21 protein-coding genes and 1 pseudogene are annotated in these 15,969 nt (G+C 69.2%); 10 read left to right on the top strand and 12 right to left on the bottom strand.

Annotated elements, in window-relative coordinates:
- Positions 1-98: 98 nt before the first annotated feature.
- Genes BM362_RS08810 through BM362_RS08800 form a run of 3 tightly spaced genes read left to right on the top strand, consistent with a single transcriptional unit; the run spans position 99 to position 2,032 of the window.
- Positions 99-857 carry an ESX secretion-associated protein EspG gene (locus BM362_RS08810; RefSeq protein ID WP_093572662.1) on the top strand — a complete coding sequence of 253 codons (759 nt, stop codon included), beginning with the start codon at positions 99-101 and terminating at the stop codon, positions 855-857.
- A gap of 57 nt (positions 858-914) precedes the next feature.
- Complete coding sequence (locus BM362_RS08805; RefSeq protein WP_093572661.1) at positions 915-1,661, top strand: PhzF family phenazine biosynthesis protein; 747 nt, start codon at positions 915-917, stop codon at positions 1,659-1,661.
- Complete coding sequence (locus tag BM362_RS08800) at positions 1,661-2,032, top strand: YccF domain-containing protein (RefSeq protein WP_067594745.1); 372 nt, start codon at positions 1,661-1,663, stop codon at positions 2,030-2,032. The genes BM362_RS08805 and BM362_RS08800 overlap by 1 nt, the downstream gene beginning before the upstream one ends.
- A gap of 111 nt (positions 2,033-2,143) precedes the next feature.
- Here BM362_RS08800 and BM362_RS08795 read toward each other — a convergent pair whose 3' ends face one another.
- Positions 2,144-2,407 carry a hypothetical protein gene (locus BM362_RS08795; RefSeq protein WP_093572660.1) on the bottom strand — a complete coding sequence of 88 codons (264 nt, stop codon included), beginning with the start codon at positions 2,405-2,407 and terminating at the stop codon, positions 2,144-2,146.
- On the opposite strand from BM362_RS08795, the gene BM362_RS49885 reads away from it, so the two are divergent.
- Together BM362_RS49885 and BM362_RS49880 are read left to right on the top strand one after the other, a co-directional pair.
- Entirely contained in the window at positions 2,400-2,702 is a 303-nt protein-coding gene (locus BM362_RS49885) for a dihydrofolate reductase family protein (protein WP_280142715.1), read from the top strand. The genes BM362_RS08795 and BM362_RS49885 overlap by 8 nt on opposite strands.
- Positions 2,699-2,866: a dihydrofolate reductase family protein gene (locus tag BM362_RS49880; RefSeq protein ID WP_342029793.1), complete on the top strand. Its 168-nt coding sequence runs from the start codon at positions 2,699-2,701 to the stop codon at positions 2,864-2,866. Before BM362_RS49885 ends, BM362_RS49880 begins: the two co-directional genes overlap by 4 nt.
- Here the strand turns inward: BM362_RS49880 and BM362_RS08785 are convergent.
- Both BM362_RS08785 and BM362_RS08780 read right to left on the bottom strand, forming a co-directional pair.
- Entirely contained in the window at positions 2,863-3,657 is a 795-nt protein-coding gene (locus tag BM362_RS08785) for a metallophosphoesterase (protein WP_067594749.1), read from the bottom strand. The genes BM362_RS49880 and BM362_RS08785 overlap by 4 nt on opposite strands.
- A gap of 37 nt (positions 3,658-3,694) precedes the next feature.
- The gene (locus BM362_RS08780) at positions 3,695-4,489 is read right to left on the bottom strand and encodes an HAD-IIA family hydrolase (RefSeq protein ID WP_067594752.1); all 795 of its coding nucleotides are present in this window, start codon (positions 4,487-4,489) and stop codon (positions 3,695-3,697) included.
- A gap of 297 nt (positions 4,490-4,786) precedes the next feature.
- On the opposite strand from BM362_RS08780, the pseudogene BM362_RS50460 reads away from it, so the two are divergent.
- Positions 4,787-4,879 (top strand): annotated as a pseudogene (locus BM362_RS50460) (multicopper oxidase domain-containing protein); the annotation flags it as partial.
- A gap of 286 nt (positions 4,880-5,165) precedes the next feature.
- Entirely contained in the window at positions 5,166-6,206 is a 1,041-nt protein-coding gene (locus tag BM362_RS08775) for a multicopper oxidase family protein (protein ID WP_244287069.1), read from the top strand.
- A gap of 91 nt (positions 6,207-6,297) precedes the next feature.
- Here BM362_RS08775 and BM362_RS08770 read toward each other — a convergent pair whose 3' ends face one another.
- Genes BM362_RS08770 through BM362_RS08750 form a run of 5 tightly spaced genes read right to left on the bottom strand, consistent with a single transcriptional unit; the run spans position 6,298 to position 9,896 of the window.
- On the bottom strand, positions 6,298-7,377 hold the full coding sequence (locus tag BM362_RS08770) for a sulfate/molybdate ABC transporter ATP-binding protein (protein WP_067594755.1): 1,080 nt from the start codon (positions 7,375-7,377) through the stop codon (positions 6,298-6,300).
- Entirely contained in the window at positions 7,374-8,141 is a 768-nt protein-coding gene (locus BM362_RS08765; protein WP_067594823.1) for an ABC transporter permease, read from the bottom strand. The genes BM362_RS08770 and BM362_RS08765 overlap by 4 nt, the downstream gene beginning before the upstream one ends.
- A 55-nt stretch (positions 8,142-8,196) precedes the next feature.
- Positions 8,197-9,003, bottom strand: coding sequence for a molybdate ABC transporter substrate-binding protein (modA, locus tag BM362_RS08760; protein WP_067594758.1), 807 nt, complete (start codon positions 9,001-9,003; stop codon positions 8,197-8,199).
- Positions 9,000-9,404, bottom strand: coding sequence for a TOBE domain-containing protein (locus tag BM362_RS08755; protein WP_067594761.1), 405 nt, complete (start codon positions 9,402-9,404; stop codon positions 9,000-9,002). The genes modA and BM362_RS08755 overlap by 4 nt, the downstream gene beginning before the upstream one ends.
- 33 nt (positions 9,405-9,437) lie before the next feature.
- The gene (locus BM362_RS08750; RefSeq protein WP_067594764.1) at positions 9,438-9,896 is read right to left on the bottom strand and encodes a MarR family transcriptional regulator; all 459 of its coding nucleotides are present in this window, start codon (positions 9,894-9,896) and stop codon (positions 9,438-9,440) included.
- Between the two features lie 86 nt (positions 9,897-9,982).
- Between BM362_RS08750 and moaA the strand changes: the two genes are divergently transcribed.
- From moaA to BM362_RS08735, 3 genes are all read left to right on the top strand, one after another.
- A complete protein-coding gene (gene moaA, locus BM362_RS08745; protein ID WP_067594767.1) occupies positions 9,983-11,047 on the top strand; it encodes a GTP 3',8-cyclase MoaA in 1,065 nt (354 codons plus the stop codon).
- 4 nt (positions 11,048-11,051) lie between these two features.
- Positions 11,052-11,333 carry a MoaD/ThiS family protein gene (locus BM362_RS08740; protein ID WP_067594770.1) on the top strand — a complete coding sequence of 94 codons (282 nt, stop codon included), beginning with the start codon at positions 11,052-11,054 and terminating at the stop codon, positions 11,331-11,333.
- Between the two features lie 664 nt (positions 11,334-11,997).
- Complete coding sequence (locus BM362_RS08735) at positions 11,998-12,630, top strand: LysM peptidoglycan-binding domain-containing protein (RefSeq protein WP_067594773.1); 633 nt, start codon at positions 11,998-12,000, stop codon at positions 12,628-12,630.
- Positions 12,631-12,754: 124 nt separating this feature from the next.
- Here BM362_RS08735 and BM362_RS08730 read toward each other — a convergent pair whose 3' ends face one another.
- From BM362_RS08730 to BM362_RS08715, 4 genes are all read right to left on the bottom strand, one after another.
- Positions 12,755-13,678, bottom strand: a complete 924-nt coding sequence (locus tag BM362_RS08730) for a molybdenum cofactor biosynthesis protein MoaE (protein WP_093572658.1) — start codon at positions 13,676-13,678, stop codon at positions 12,755-12,757.
- Positions 13,675-14,145 carry a cyclic pyranopterin monophosphate synthase MoaC gene (gene moaC, locus BM362_RS08725; protein WP_093572657.1) on the bottom strand — a complete coding sequence of 157 codons (471 nt, stop codon included), beginning with the start codon at positions 14,143-14,145 and terminating at the stop codon, positions 13,675-13,677. Before moaC ends, BM362_RS08730 begins: the two co-directional genes overlap by 4 nt.
- A 96-nt stretch (positions 14,146-14,241) precedes the next feature.
- Positions 14,242-15,636: an NAD-dependent malic enzyme gene (locus BM362_RS08720; RefSeq protein WP_067594779.1), complete on the bottom strand. Its 1,395-nt coding sequence runs from the start codon at positions 15,634-15,636 to the stop codon at positions 14,242-14,244.
- A gap of 147 nt (positions 15,637-15,783) precedes the next feature.
- On the bottom strand, positions 15,784-15,963 hold the full coding sequence (locus tag BM362_RS08715; RefSeq protein WP_037807827.1) for a hypothetical protein: 180 nt from the start codon (positions 15,961-15,963) through the stop codon (positions 15,784-15,786).
- Between the last annotated feature and the right edge of the window lie 6 nt (positions 15,964-15,969).

Below are 15,969 nucleotides of genomic sequence, written 5' to 3'. Positions count from 1 at the left end.
CGCGATTTCGGACCTTTCCGCCACCCTAGTTATGGGGTGCGCTCGCACGAGCGGCTGATCGTCGTGCGCGTTCCGCTACCCTCGGTGCGGGTTGTTTCGTGCACGAGGGGACTGGGACGTTGCCAGAGGAATTCTCCCTGGGCTGGACCGAGACCGACGTGGCGGTGCGGCGCACCGGACTGCCCGCGTCGTGGCATCCGTTCGAGATCCGCAGCGCGGGCGCGACGATGACCGAGCACAACCGGCTGGCCGAAGAAGCGTGGACCGCGCTGCGCGGCCGGGGGCTGGCCGACGCGGAGAAACTCGACCGGGATGTCGAAGCGACCCTGCGCGCCTGGACGAGGCCGGACGTGCTGATCATCGTGCGCGCGGCCGAACTGTCGTCCGGGACCGTGCTGTACCGCGCGTGCATCGGCGAGGGCCTCGGCGTGTTCTCGGAACAGGTCGACGACGGGCTCCGCTTCCGGCAGGTCCGGCCGGAGCGGCTGGTGGATCTGGTGCTGAGCATGTTCCCGCCCTATCCGGCGCTGCCCGTTTCCCCGGTCGCGATCACCCAAGCCCCGCCGCCGAAGCGCAACGCCGAGGCTCCCGCACCGTCACGCCAGGATCGCGACGCGCTGGCCGGGTACTCGCAATGGCCGCTGCACCGGCACGGAACCGTGGAACTTTCGCTGCGGCCAGGGCAAGGCACGCTCCGCCCGGTCTCGACGGCGACGTTCGTCGACACCGACGGCGGACGGTATCTGACGTTCTCGGAACCATTGTCCGACGGCGGTTTCCGGCTGCACTTCACGCCGTCGACGGGCGCGCACCTGCGGAAGTGGCTGCTGGAGACCATCGAAGAGGGCGTGCGCTGAGAATTCAGGGCTAATCCCCGATGTCTGGCCCGCGTGCGGCAGGGCAGGATCGGCTTCATGCGATTCCACCTAGTCGACGCCTTCACCGACCAAGCCTTCGCCGGCAATCCGGCAGGCGTCGTCGTGCTCCAACAGCCCGCGGACGCCGGGTGGATGCAGCAGGTCGCGGCGGAGATGAAGCACTCCGAAACCGCATTCGTGGTCGACGCGGGCGAGGGCGCGAAATCGCTCCGCTGGTTCACCCCGACCGACGAGGTCTCCCTCTGCGGGCACGCCACCGTCGCGGTCACGCATGTTCTTGGCGGACACCAGGTTTACGACACCCTCAGCGGCCGATTGACCTGTACCAAGGCCAACGGCTGGATCGAGATGGACTTCCCCGCCGACCCGCCCGTCGAGACCGGCGAAGACCTCGCGCACATCCTCGACCTGCCAGCGAAGTTCACCGGGCGGGCTCGCGAGAACCTCTTCGCCGTGCTCGACAGCGTCGAAGCGGTCCAGAACGCGGAGCCGGACCTCGACGCCCTCCGCGCCACCTGGACCGGACGGCTCATCGTCACCGCGGCCGGCGACGACTTCGTCAGCCGGTTCTTCGGCCCCGGAGTAGGCGTCGACGAGGACCCGGTCACCGGCTCCGCACACTGCTCGCTGGCCCCGTACTGGGCGCGGCAACTGGGCAAACCCACCCTCGTCGGACAGCAGATCTCCGGCCGAGGCGGAACCGTGCGCACCGAAGTCCGCGACGACCGTGTGCTGCTGCGCGGCCAGGCCGTCACCGTAATGAGCGGGGAGTTGTACGTCTGATGCGACTGATCCTCAACGTGATCTGGCTCGTCCTCGCCGGGTTCTGGATGGCGCTGGGCTATCTGCTGGCCGGCGTCGTCTGCTGCGTCCTGATCGTCACGATCCCGTTCGGCATCGCGTCGTTCCGGATCGCGAACTACGCGCTGTGGCCGTTCGGCCGCACGGTCGTCGACCGGCGCGAGGCCGGGGTCGGCTCGTTCGTCGGCAACGTGATCTGGTTCCTGGTCGCCGGACTGTGGCTCAGCATCGGCCACCTGGTCACCGGCGTGCTGCAGTGCCTCACGATCATCGGCATCCCGCTGGGGCTGGCGAACTTCAAGATGATCCCGATCTCGCTGATGCCGCTTGGCAAGGAGATCGTGAACGCGTGAGGTCCGCTCTCGCTTGATCCGCGACGGCCCAGGGGCTTGGGCTGCCAGCCGGGGTCGTGCGGACGGCATCCGGCCGGGAGTTCAGCGGCGGGTGAATCGCCAGCTCGGCGTTCAGGACGCCCCTTCGCGCGCGGCGGCGCGCACGAGACGGTCGTCGCCGAACAGCCAGAGACTGGGCAGCGCCTGGTTCCAGGCCACCCAATCGGCCCGGCTCCGCCCTCCCGCCGTCGCACGAATGCGCGTCGCTTCTTGGATGGCTTCCTGGCATGTCTTGGTGAGCTTGTCGCGCGCCCAGGCCGCATGACACCTCGGTTTCCAGGTCTCGCTGGACGGCAAGAGCGCCGACAACGGCAGCCGGGACGCGATGATGTCCATCGACGACCCCGAACGGGAGAAGTACTTCGTCGACCAGCTCGGGGAGGCCGGAGCCTTCCTCATGGGCCGCATCGCCTACGAAGCCGTGGCAGGCTTCTGGCCCACCTCAGACCATCCTTCGGCCAAGGCGATGAACGCGATCCCCAAGGTCGTGTTCTCCGGCACCCGCACCACCGCGGACTGGACTGAGAGCCGCATCGCCAGCGGTGAGCTCGCGGAGGAGATCGCCAAGCTCAAGGCCGAGCAGGCGAGGATCTCCTCGCCTCGGGCGGCACCGCATTCCCGCACTCGCTGACCAAGCTCGGCGTGGTCGACGAGCACCGGCTCTGGGTGCTCCCCGCCGTCACCGGCAAGGGCGCGGCGCTGTTCCCGGAACTCGGTGAAGCCCGGCGGCTGCGCCTGATCACCAGCACCGCCTTCCCGTCCGGGATCCTCGAACTGCGGTACGCGGCCAGCTAGTCCTCCGGCTCGAAGGGCAGCTTCACCACGAGGCACGGCCCGCCGACGAACAGGCCGCCGTCGATGCCCAGTGCTTTCCCGCCGGCGTAGAGGTACGGGCCTTCGATCTGCGTCGGGTGGATGCCCAGCTGGTCGGCGATCACGCTGTGCCCGTGCACGATCCGCGAACCGCCCAGTGCGCCGAGGAGCCGATCGGCGTTCTCCTCGCCGTCCGGGCCGCGGAAGGCGTACCGGGTGGTCATCCGCCGCCACACGTCCCACCAGGCCTCGATGTTGCTGCCGGAGAGAATGTCGTGCGCGGTGGCGTTGATCGAGTCGAGGTCCTCGCCCCAGTCGAGGTATTCGAGGGTGTCCGAGTGCAGCAGCAGATGGTCCTCGTCAACCGCGACGAGCGGGCGTTCGGTGAGCCACTCGATGTGCTCGGGGGTGAGCCGGTCCTGGTCCGACAGCAGGCCGCCGTTGATCTCCCAGCTGCGCGCGAAACTGCGCGGCCCGAAGTCGGACGGCACCGGGCGGTCGCCGAAGTGGTACATCCCCAGCAGCAGGACCTCGTGGTTGCCGAGCAGCATCTGCACCGAGCCGCCCGACTCCGCCGCCTGCTCCTGCAGCTCGCGCACGAAGTCGATCACCCCGACGCCGTCCGGGCCGCGGTCGGTGAAGTCGCCGAGGAACCACAACCGGTCGTCGACGCCGGCCCACTTGCCGTCGCTGTCGACAAGGCCCTCGGCGCGCAGTGCGTCAACCAGGGCGTCCCGGTGCCCGTGGACGTCACCCACCACATAGACGCTCATTGTTCGACGATATGCCCTGATCCCGGGCGGTGGGCGGTCAGCCTTCGCCGAACGGGTCGAGCGTTCGCCCGATCAGGTCGGCGACCGAGCCGATCACCTTCGTCGGCCGGTACGGGTAGTTCTCCACCGACTCCTCGTTCGAGATGCCGGTGAGCACCAGGATGGTCTGCAGCCCGGCCTCGATCCCGGAGTGCACGTCGGTGTCCATCCGGTCGCCGATCATGAGCGTCGACTCCGAATGCGCGCCCAGCCGCCGCAGCGCGGACCGCATCATCAGCGGGTTCGGCTTGCCGACGTAGTACGGCGAGCGGCCGGTGGCCCGCTCGATCAGCGCCGCGACGGACCCGGTGGCCGGCATCGAGCCCTCGACGCTCGGGCCGGTCGCGTCCGGGTTCGTCGCGATGAATTTCGCGCCGCCTTCGATCAGCCGGATCGCGCGCGTGATCGCGCTGAAGCTGTACGTGCGGGTCTCGCCGAGCACCACGTAGTCCGGGTCGCGTTCGGTCAGCACGTAGCCGACCTCGTGCAGCGCCGTGGTGAGCCCGGCCTCGCCGATCACGAACGCCGAGCCGTTCGGCCGCTGCGACGCGAGGAACTTCGCGGTCGCCAGCGCCGAGGTCCAGATCGACTCCTCGGGGATGTCCAAACCGGTGCGCAGCAGCCGGGCCCGCAAGTCGCGCGGGGTGTAGATCGAGTTATTGGTGAGCACCAGGAAATCGATATCGTTGCTTCGCAGTTCGTCGAGGAACTCGTCCGCCCCCGGGACGAGGTGTTCCTCCTTGACCAGCACACCGTCCATGTCGGAGAGATACGTCCACCGGCCTTCGCTCATGCGCGAAAACCTATCACGCACGCGAGGCACCTGCGGCATCCGACGAAAATAGCTACCGTGGAAATTGCCGGTAATGTGAGAGGAGTCGCGCGACCGGTTACCGAGGGGGTTCGGTGGAATCTTTTCCGTAAGCTCCGGCGTATTCGCCGTTCCGCAATTCTTCCTGCCCCTTTTATCGAAGGGGGAACAACCTGATGACCGAAATCGTCGGCCACCGCGGGACCGATCGCCGGGCCGAACTGGGGGCTCACCAAGTTCCTTGGCCCGCTGCCGGTTCCGCCGGTGATCACCATTCCGATGGCGGCGAAGCGGCAACGGCTGCGCTCGCAATTACCGCCGAGTACACTGTGGACTTATGCCGGACATTTCCCGGGGCCGACAATCGAAGTGCGCAGCGGAAAACAACTGCGGATTTCCTGGTCGAACGAAATAGCCGGAAAGGTCCCGTTGGTCGCCGTGCGGGGACCTGCACGGCGCCCGCACCAACGCGAGCAACGACGGGTGGGCGCACAACGCCGGCCTGGCCGGTCTGCACCTGATCCGCGACGACGAGGAGGACGAGCTCGACCTGCCCAGCGGCGATCGCGAGCTCCCGCTGATCCTGACCGGCCGCAACCTCGACACCGACCCGGCGACCGGAGCACTCACCGGGCAGCTGCTGTACAAGTTCCCGTACGTGCCGAACGGGCCGATGATCCCGTTCTCCGGTCCGTTCACGCTGGTCAACGGCGTGATCTGGCCGCACCTCGACGGCAGTGCGCGGTGGTACCGCTTCCGGCTGCTCAACGCGGCCAACGAGCGGTTCTTCACGCTGAACCTGGTCGACGAGAACAACGTGCCGCGGAACGACGCCGTCCGCCTGACCGTCGCGCCCGCCGAGCGGTTCGACATGCTGATCGACTTCAGCCGGTTCAAGCTGCGCAACGCCGATCCGCGCCTCGGCGGGGTCGAACCGGACGTCCTGGAGTTCCGGGTGGACAGCCGCGCGCGGCACGATTCGTTCGAGGTGCCCGCAAAGCTCTCGTCCTCGCATGTCCGGATCAAGCACGGTTCGACGCTGCCGGAGGACCACGACCACGTCTGGGTCGCGCTGCTGCTCAACGCCAGCGGCCATCCGGAGATGTGGGACCTCGAACAGGTCGGGCCGAAGACGTTCCGGATGGCGGGCCGGATCTTCGACGACACCACCGGCATCTTCGTCAACCACGGCAAATGGGCCGTGTGGAACATCGTGCACGTCGCGAACGGCGGTCCCGCGCATCCGTTCCACATTCACCTGACCGAATTCCAGGCACTCTTCCGCCGCGGCTTCACCACGCCGTTCGACCCGGCCGCCGAGCGCACGGCCAAGCCGATCGACGGGTTCGCCGATCTCCCGCTGGAGAAGAACGAGCAGGGGTGGAAGGACACGATCATCGTGGACCCGGGACAGTGGGTGAGCGTCACGGGCCAGTTCAGCGGCGGCACTGGCGAGTTCATGTACCACTGCCACATCCTCGACCACGAGGACGAAGGCATGGATGCGGCCGTTCGTCGTGCACCCGCCCGAGGTGGCGAAGTTCCACGTCCATCCGGGCGGCGGCCACCACCACGGCGGCTGACCGGGATCCGGCCCAATGCGGCATGGGGGCGCTGGGTGGCGGGTTCGCTGTCGCATTGCCCGCCAGCGCGATGGGGAGCACCGGCCGGACGACTCCGCTCCCGTAGTTGTCCGTGAAGGGCTCCTTGCCGGAATCGCATTCCCGCAAGGAGCGTTTCACGGACAACCTCGCGCACCAGGTCCCGACGCCTCGCCGGGAAGACGAGGGTCAGGAGGCTGCGGCCGGGTGCACCGCCACGGTCGCGGCCTTCACCGACAGCGCCACCGCCGACCCAGGCTCCAGAGCGAGTTCCGCGACGGCTGCCGGGGTCAGGTCGGCGGTCAGGCCGTGTGCCCAGCCGCTGCCCTCGGTCCGGACGCGGATCACCGGCCCATGCGGTTCCAGGGCCGCGACGACGGCGTCGGTCGTGTTGCGCGGGCTGCCCTGGTGCTCGCCGTCGTGCGGGTAAACCGCGACCGCGTTCGGTGCGAACACCGCGACCGCCGCCTCGCCCACCACGGTGTCCGGCGTCAGCAAACCCCTCACCACATCACCGGACAGGGTGCGCAATCCGTCGTCCACCGCCACTCCGGACACCAGGTTCAACCCGGCGATCCGCGCGGTGAACGGCGTCCGCGGCGCGGCCAGCACCTCCCGCGTCGGGCCGCGTTCGACGATCCGGCCGCCGTTCATCACCGCCACGTGGTCGGCAAGAGCCAACGCGTCCAGCGGGTCATGGGTCACCAGCACCGTCGTCGGGCCGTCGCGCAACACTCGGCGCAGCAAACCGCGGATCGCCGGGGCCGAGTCCACGTCGAGCGCGGCGAACGGTTCGTCCAGCAACAGCAGGTCCGGTGCGGAAGCCAGCGCTCGCGCGATCGCCACCCGCTGCTGCTGCCCGCCGGACAGCTGGCTCGGCCGTCGGTTCGCGAACTCCGCCGCGTCCACTTCGGCCAGCCACCGCGAGGCGATCGTCCGCGCTTCCGTCCGGCCGGTACCGGTCGAGCGCGGCGAGAACGCGACATTGTCCCTTGCGGACAGATGCGGGAACAGCAATGCGTCCTGCGACAGCAGGCCGATCCGCCGGTCGTGCGGCGGCAGGTCGACCCCGTTCCCGGCCAGCCGCCGGTCGGCGAGCGTGACGTCGGCCGAGGTCACCGGTAACAGACCGGCGAGGCTGCCGAGGACAGTGGACTTCCCGGAGCCGTTGGGCCCGAGCAGCGCGAGCACGGTGCCGCCGGGCACGGTGAACTCGACGTCGAGCGAGAACTCGCCGCGGGTCAGCGCCAGCTTCGCCGACAGGGTCACCGCAGCCCGCCTTCCCACGACCGCGGCCGCGCGACCGCGATGACCAGGACCGCGACCACGATGAGCAGCAACGCGAGCGCGACCGCGCTGTCGATGTCCACTTCGGCCTGCGTGTAGACCTCAAGCGGCAGCGTCCGGGTCACACCTTCCAGGCTGCCCGCGAACGTGATGGTCGCGCCGAACTCCCCCAGCGCGCGAGCGAAGCTCAGCACCACGCCGGAGCCCAGCGCGGGCAGCAGCAGCGGCAGCGTCACCCGGCGGAACACCGTCCACGGGCGTGCACCGAGCGTCGAAGCGACCTGTTCGTAGCGGTCGCCGGAGCCGCGCAGTGCGCCTTCCAGGCTGACGACGAGGAACGGCATCGCCACGAACGTCTGCGCGATGACCACCGCGGCCGTCGTGAACGGCACCTGCTCGCCGGTCAGCCAGTTGATCAAGATGCCGAGGAAACCCTTGCGGCCCAGCAGGTACAGCAGGGCCAGGCCGCCGACCACCGGCGGCAGCACGAGCGGAAGCAGCACGATCGAACGCAGCATCCGCACGCCCGGCACCCGGGAGCGGGCCAGCACGATCGCCAGCGGAACGCCGAGCACCACACAGGCCACTGTGGACAGTGCGGCGGTCACCAGCGACAGCCGCAGCGCGTTCAGCGACGAGGACGTGATCAGCAGCGACGGCAGCCGGGTCAGATCGGACCGCACGAGCAGACCGACGACCGGCAGCACCACGAGCGCGAGCGCGGCGACGGCGGGGAACCAGAGGATCAGGGGCACGCGGGCGTGCGGCGGCCGAGTCTCGGCCGCCGCACCCGAACGCGCCCTACTTGCCCGGGCCAAACCCGATCTTGCTCAGCTCGGCCTTGCCCTGCGCGCCAAGGATGAAGTCGGTGAACTCCTTCGCCAGCGCCGCCTGCGGAGCGTTCTTGACAACCGCGATCGGGTACTGGTTCACCGCGCCCGAAGACTCCGGGAAGTCGACCTTGTCCACTTTGCCCGCCGCCGACGTCGCGTCGGTGACGTACACCAGCCCGGCGTCAGCGTCGCCCGACTGGACCTTGGCCAGCACCTGCTTGACGTTCGTCTCCTCGCTCACCGGCTTGAGCGAGGTCTTGGTGGTCTGCTCGACCTTCTGCGTGGCCGAACCGCACGGCACCTGCTGCGCGCACACGACCACGTTCAGACCGGGCTTGGTCAGGTCGGCGAAGGTCTTGATGCCCTTCGGGTTCCCCTTGGCCACGGCGATCGCGAGCTTGTTGGTGGCGAAGACGGTCGGCTGGCCGTCGATCACGCCGTCCTGCACGGCCTTGTCCATGTTCTTCTGGTCGGCCGAGGCGAACACGTCGGCCTTGGCCCCGTTGTCCAGCTTCTGCACGAGCGCGGAGGAACCCTCGTAGTCGAAGGTGACCTTGACGCCCGGGTGCGCGGCCTCGAACTGCTTGCCAAGCACGTTGAACGACTCGGTGAGCGAGGCCGCGGCGAACACGGTCAGCGTGCCGCTCGCGCCGCCCGCCGGGGCGGGAGCGGACGCGGAACCCGCACCCGGATTCGAGCTGGGCTGGTCGCCGGAACTACAGGCACTGGCGAACAGCGCGAGCGCCGCGGTACCGACGAGGGCGAGCTTCTTCATCTGGATCCTTCCGGAGTTTCCACCACGACGGTGGTCGCCTTGACGACGGCGACCGCGAGCACGCCCGGGCGCAGCCCGAGTTCGCGGACCGCCTCGGTGCTCATCAGTGACACCACTCGGTGCGCCCCGCACTGCAACTCGACCTGAGCCATCACCTTGTCGGCGACGACCTCGGTGACAAGCCCGACGAAGCGGTTGCGGGCGGAGCGGCCGACCGCCGACGGGTCGTCCGGCTCATGGGCTTGCGCCCGAGCGAACCCGGCGAGCTGAGCGCCGTCGACGACCTTGCGGCCGGCGGCGTCGTCCGTCGCGGTCAACTGACCCGCGCGGACCCACCGGCGGACGGTGTCGTCGCTTACGCCGAGCAGCCGAGCGGCCTCGGACAACCGAAATTGCGGCATGGCCGGAACATTATCCCCGCAGATGCGGAAAAGCTATGCGGGATGCGCATTTTCGCGTAACGCTTCGAGCATTGCGAACTGATAACGACCGAGAACTTTCCGTTCTGCGGAAGTGAACTCGGCGAGCACCTCGGCGAGGCGCCGCGCGACCCGCGCGGAGATCGCGTCGAGGCGTTCCCGGCCGGTGCCGGTGATCGTCACGAGCACCTTCCGGCGGTCGGTCCGGTCGCGTTCGCGGAGCACCAGACCGGACTTCTCCAGCCGGTCGAGCACACCGGTCACCGCACCCGTCGACAGGCCGGTGAGCTGGCCGATTCGGCCTGGGGTAAGGGAATCCGCGGCCTGCCCGGCGAGTTCGAGAGCCTGCAGTTCGGTCGCCGAGAGCCCTTCGAGGGCGGCGTCGCGGGCGTGCCGGAGGACGAGGTGCGTCCGCAGCTGAGCCGCCAGCGCCGCGAAGTGAGTCAGCTCACCGTTGGTCTCAGCGGTGCTCACCGAGTGCCTCCATATCGGAACCGAGGGTGGTTCGCCGGGTTTTCGCAGGACTGCCTTTTCCGGCAGCGCAAGCTATCCTGAGAGTAATGACGGCAGTAGATCTCGGGTTTCCTCGCGTCCCCGGCAACCGAGGCCCCTCCGGCACGCCCCGGCCCGAGCACCCCGGTCTTGTCGATTCCTTCGGCCGCGTCGCGACCGACCTGCGGGTCTCCCTCACCGATCGGTGCAATCTGCGCTGCACGTACTGCATGCCGGCCGAGGGCCTCGACTGGATGCCGAGCGAGCAGGTGCTCTCCGACGACGAGCTGATCCGGCTCATGCGGATCGCGGTCGAACTGCTCGGCGTCACCGACATCCGGCTGACCGGCGGCGAACCGCTGCTGCGCCCGGGCCTGGAGCACATCGTCGAGCGGGTCACCGCGCTCGAACCCCGCCCCCGGGTGTCCATGACCACCAACGGGATCGGGCTGGCCAAACGCGCCCCCGGCCTCGTCGCGGCCGGGCTCGACCGGATCAACGTGTCGCTGGACACCATCGACCGCGAGCGCTTCGCCGAGCTGACCCGCCGCGACCGGCTGCCGCACGTGCTGGCCGGCCTCGCCGCCGCCCGCGACGCCGGGCTGTCGCCGGTGAAGATCAACTCCGTGCTGATGCGCGGATACAACGAGCACGAGGCGGTTCCGCTGCTGCGGTTCTGCCTCGAAGAGGGCTACCACCTGCGGTTCATCGAGCAGATGCCGCTGGACGCGCAGCACGGCTGGAACCGCCGCGACATGATCACCGCCGAGGAGATCCTCGCGATGCTCGGCGAGTCCTTCACCCTGTCTCCGTTCCCGGCCCCGCGCGGCGGCGCGCCCGCCGAGCGCTGGCTGGTCGACGGCGGACCGGGCGACGTGGGCGTGATCGCGTCGGTGACCAGGCCGTTCTGCTCCGCCTGCGAGCGCACCCGGCTGACCGCCGACGGCGCCGTCCGCTCCTGCCTGTTCTCGAATGACGAGACGGACCTGCGTTCCCTCGTGCGCGCGGGCGCGCGCGATGAGGAGGTGGCGGACGCGTGGCGCGACACGATGTGGCGCAAACTCGCGGGCCACGAGATCAACGAGGCCGGCTTCGCGCAGCCGATCCGGCCGATGAGCGCGATCGGCGGTTGAGCCCATGACCTCTCCTTCTTTGTCCGCTTCCCCGGTGACGGTCGTCGTCCGGTACTTCGCCTCGGCGCGGGCCGCGGCGGGCACCGAGGAGGAGAAGGTGGAGCTGGCGGCCGGCGCGACGGTGACCGACGCCGTCCAGGCGCTGCGCGAGCTGCACCCCGGGCAACTTTCCCGCGTGCTCGACGCGGCGAGCTTCCTGGTCAACGAGGTGGCGGTCCGCGATCGTGGCCGCGCGCTCGGTGACGGATCCCACCTGGACGTCCTCCCGCCGTTCGCCGGCGGATGAGCTCCCGGGAAAGCCCCCGTTCACCCGGCTGAGCGCCGCGTGAGCGGCCGGAGCTGCGACTTCCGGCCGATTGGTCCGGACCACGGCGAATGGCGGCACTGGCGCGCTGAGCGGTCATTGCTCTTTATCCCTACGCTCCGAAGTGTTTCGCTCACGGCGTATTTGGGCAACTCAAAGAACCACTCGGCGGGCAGTGGCCGCCGGTTGACGAGTGGTTTAGGGTGCCCGGCCTTATCTGCTACGAATGGACCCTTGACGCGTTATCGACGTGACCCAAGCCTCACGATCCGTGAAATATCTCGGCAAGAAAACGGCCAGATAACGGCGCTCTGACCTGCTCAAACAGGTGGATCGAGGGAGGTTGCGTGCCGTTACTGTGACGTAGGTCACAGCTCGAATGATTTCCGATCACGCTCGGAATTACGTACCGTCGCTTTTCGGTTGGCCCCGACCGACCAAGCAACACCGGGAATCCGTAGCGCCCAGCTCTGTCCAACGGATCCCCGGACCCATACCCCGAGCGAAAGCATTTCCGGACAGAGACGAGGGGACGAAGACGGCGCGTCGTGCGACGTCCGCGTCAGCCGCCCGGCAACGGGCGGACGGGCTCCCAACCCGACCCGCAGCATTAAGCTCGTAGGCGCAGGAATCGAGAAGTTTTCAGATGTCTTACCGAGGCAAGCACCGCAAGATGTCCGCCGCCACCCGCACCATTGCCCGTGTCGCAGTCGCGGGTATCGCGGTCGGCGCCCCCCTCGCGATCGCCGCGACCCCCGCGTCGGCGACCAACTGGGACGCCATCGCGCAGTGCGAGAGCGGCGGCAACTGGAACACCAACACCGGAAACGGCTACTACGGTGGTCTCCAGTTCACCCAGAGCACCTGGAAGGCCTACGGCGGCACCGGCAGCCCGCAGGGCGCGTCGCGTGACCAGCAGATCGCCGTCGCCGAGCGCGTCATGCAGGGCCAGGGCCCCGGCGCGTGGCCCGTGTGCAGCAAGAAGGCCGGCAGCTCGGCCTCCTCGCACAAGGCGACCCCGAAGAAGAGCACCGCCACCAAGAAGGCGACCCCGAAGAGCGTCGCCCCGAAGAAGCAGAAGGTCACCCAGCCGGTGGCCGCGCTGGTGGCGAACTCCAACCCGAACGGTGACTACACCGTCAAGGCTGGCGACACGCTCTCGAAGATCGCCAAGGAGCACGGCGTCCAGGGCGGCTTCCAGAAGCTGCAGGACCTGAACAAGCAGTACGTGTCGAACGCGAACTTCATCGTGGTCGGCCAGAAGCTCGCCACCAAGTGAACCCTGGCCTCCTCGTGAGGCTGGTTCCGGCGCAGCAGCTGCTGTGACAGAACGCCCGAAGGGCCCCACCGCGTCAAATCCCCTGGCGGTGGGGCCCTTCGTCGTGTCCGGGCTCGTGAGCAGTTCAGGGAGAGTTGACCCACTCGTCAGTTCCGTCGGTGAAGTGCTGGTGCTTCCACACCGGAAGCCGCGCCTTCACCTCGTCCACCAGCTCCGCGCACGCGGTGAACGCCTGGCCGCGGTGCTCGGCGGCGACCGCGCAGGCGAGCGCGACGTCGCCGATCGTCAGCGCGCCGACGCGATGGCTCACCGCCACCGCCCGCACGCCCTTCCAGCGCACCGCCAGGTCGTTGACCACCTCGGCGAGCACGTCTCGGGCTGTCGGGTGGCCTTCGTAGGCCAGATCGCGCACACCCTTGCCGCCGTCGTGGTCGCGGACCACGCCGGAGAACGTGACCACGGCGCCCGCCGCGGCGTCCTCCACCAGTCGCGCGTGTTCCTCGACCGACAGCGGCTGGTCGCTCACGTCCGTCCGCAGAATCCGGACCGCGGGACCCGACGGCGTCGCCTCGCGCGGGTGGTCTCCGCCAGCCAGCTGGTCCACCGCGTGCGCGAGAATGTCCTCCAGCACCCGCAGACCGTCCTTCACGCCGCCGCTCGACCCCGGAAGGTTCACCACGAGGGTCCGGCCCGCGACTCCGGCCACGCCGCGCGAGAGCACCGCCGTGGGCACCTTCGGCAGTCCGGCCGCGCGGATCGCGTCCGCGACGCCAGGCAGCTCGTAATCCAGCACCGCACGGGTGACGTCCGGGGTCCGGTCGGTCGGCGAGATGCCGGTGCCGCCGGTCGTGAGGATCACCTGGACGCCGTCGGACACCGCGGCCCGCAGCGCGACGCCCACCGGGTCGCCGTCCTCGACGACGACCGGCGGCGGCACGTCGTAGCCGCGCTCGGCCAGCCAGGCGACGAGCACTGGGCCGGTCTTGTCCTCGTAGACGCCTCGCGCGGCGCGATTCGACGCGACGATGACGCGCGCGGTCTTGCTCATGGCCGCTCCCAGGTCCCGGTCTTGCCGCCGTCCTTGCGGAGCAGCCGCACGTTGTCGAGCGTCGCGGCCGGGTCGACAGCTTTGATCATGTCGTGCAGGGTCAGCCCGGCGACCGCGACGGCGGTGAGCGCCTCCATCTCGACCCCGGTGACGTCCTTGGTCTTGGCCGTCGCGCTGATGTGCACGGCGGTCCCGGCCAGTTCGAACTCCACCTTGACCCCGGACAGCGCGATCTGATGGCACAGCGGGATCAGCTCGGGCACCCGCTTGGCACCCATGATCCCGGCGATCCGCGCGGTCGCCAGCGCGTCACCCTTGGGCAGGCCGTTGGCCGAAAGCAGGCCGACGACCTCCGCCGTGGTGTGGACGGTCCCGCCGGCCAGCGCGGTGCGCGCGGACGCGGTCTTGCCGGAGACGTCGACCATCCGGGCGGCCCCGGACTCGTCGACGTGGCTGAGTTCACTCACGCCCGCGAGGCTACTGCGCAACTTCGCCCGAAGTCCGTGAAGGGCTCCTTGAAGGAATCTGATTCCCGCAAGGAGCCCTTCCCGGACAGAGCGAGGCTATTGCCCGCGTTCGGCGCGGACCGCGTTGCGCACTGCTTCGGCGACCGCCGGGGCCACCGCGCTGTCGAAGACGCTCGGCACGATGAACGACGCGTTGAGCTTGCCGTTGTCCACCACGTCGGCGATCGCGTCGGAGGCGGCCAGCAGCATGTTGTCGTCGATGTTGTGCGCGGCGGCGTCGAGCAGGCCGCGGAAGACGCCGGGGAAGGCCAGGACGTTGTTGATCTGGTTCGGGAAGTCGCTGCGGCCGGTGGCGACGACCGCGGCGTGCTTCTGCGCCTCCAGCGGGTCGATCTCCGGGTCCGGGTTGGCCAGCGCGAAGACGACGGCGTCGTCGTTCATCGTGGCGACCTGCTCCGCGCCGAAGAGGTTCGGGGCCGAGACGCCGATGAAGACGTCCGCGCCGACCAGCGCGTCGTGCAGGGTGCCGGACTCGCCGCCCTTGTTCGTGTGCTCGGCGATCCAGGTCAGGTTGTCGTCGAGGTTGCCGCGGTCGGGGTAGACGATGCCGTCGATGTCGGCGGCCACGATGTCGCCCGGGTTCTTGCGCAGCAGCAGGCGGATGATCGCGGACCCGGCCGCGCCGACGCCGCTGACCACGATCTTGCAGTCCTCGATGCTCTTCCCGACCACGCGCAAGGCGTTGCGCAGCGCGGCGACCACGACGATCGCGGTGCCGTGCTGGTCGTCGTGGAAGACCGGGATGTCCAGCTGCTCGCGCAGCCGCTTCTCGATCTCGAAGCAGCGCGGCGCGGCGATGTCCTCAAGGTTGATGCCCGCGTACACCGGCGCGAGCGCCTTCGCGATCATGATGATCTCTTCGGTGTCCTGGGTGTCCAGGCAGACCGGCCACGCGTCGACGTCGGCGAACTTCTTGAACAGCGCCGCCTTGCCCTCCATCACCGGCAGCGCGGCCGCCGGGCCGATGTTGCCGAGGCCGAGCACGGCGGAGCCGTCGGTGAGCACCGCGACGGTGTTGCGCTTGATGGTCAGCCGGCGCGCGTCCTCGGGGTTCGCGGCGATCGCCTGGCACACCCGCGCGACGCCCGGCGTGTACGCGCGGGAAAGGTCGTCACGGTTGCGGAGCGCGACCTTGGGGCTGACCTCGATCTTGCCGCCGAGGTGGATCAGGAACGTCCGGTCCGAGACCTTGCGCACGCGCACGCCCGGCAGCGAATCGAGCGCCGCGGTGATGTCCTGCGCGTGGTTTTCCGAGAGCGCGTTGGCGCTGATGTCGATCACGATCGTGTCCGCGTGCGACTCGACGACGTCGAACGCCGTCAGCACGCCGCCGACGCGGCCGACCGCGGTGGTGAGATCACCCGCGGCCGTGGACGAGGCCGGGGCCTCGACCCGGACGGTGATCGAATACCCGGGACCGGGAACCGGCATGACACGTACTCCCCGCAGGTGGTGTGGGTTCGGACGGCTCGAATCTAGTCCGGTGACCCGCGCCACCCCACCCCAACCGGGTGACTGACCGGTAACTTCAGGTTCGGGGGCACCGCTTCGGCGGCGCTCCCGAACCCGGTCCGCAGGTCAGCGGTTGATCTCGGTCTCCGGGTGCACGTACGGCACCTGCTCAAGCGGGAAAGCCAGGTCACCGAACGGCGAAAGCGCTCCCTGCCGGTCCGAGGACAGCTCGGTGACCGGGTGCTCGCCCGGTTCGCCCGGCCACGTCGGATCGATGCCCTTGCTCTGCTTGTCGCCCTTCGCCACTGCTTC

The sequence above is a fragment of the Amycolatopsis rubida genome (assembly GCF_900115345.1).
In the GTDB taxonomy this organism is placed as follows: Bacteria; Actinomycetota; Actinomycetes; order Mycobacteriales; family Pseudonocardiaceae; genus Amycolatopsis; species Amycolatopsis rubida.
Note: the sequence above shows the minus strand (reverse complement) of the source record. Positions and strands in the feature narration are given on the sequence as shown.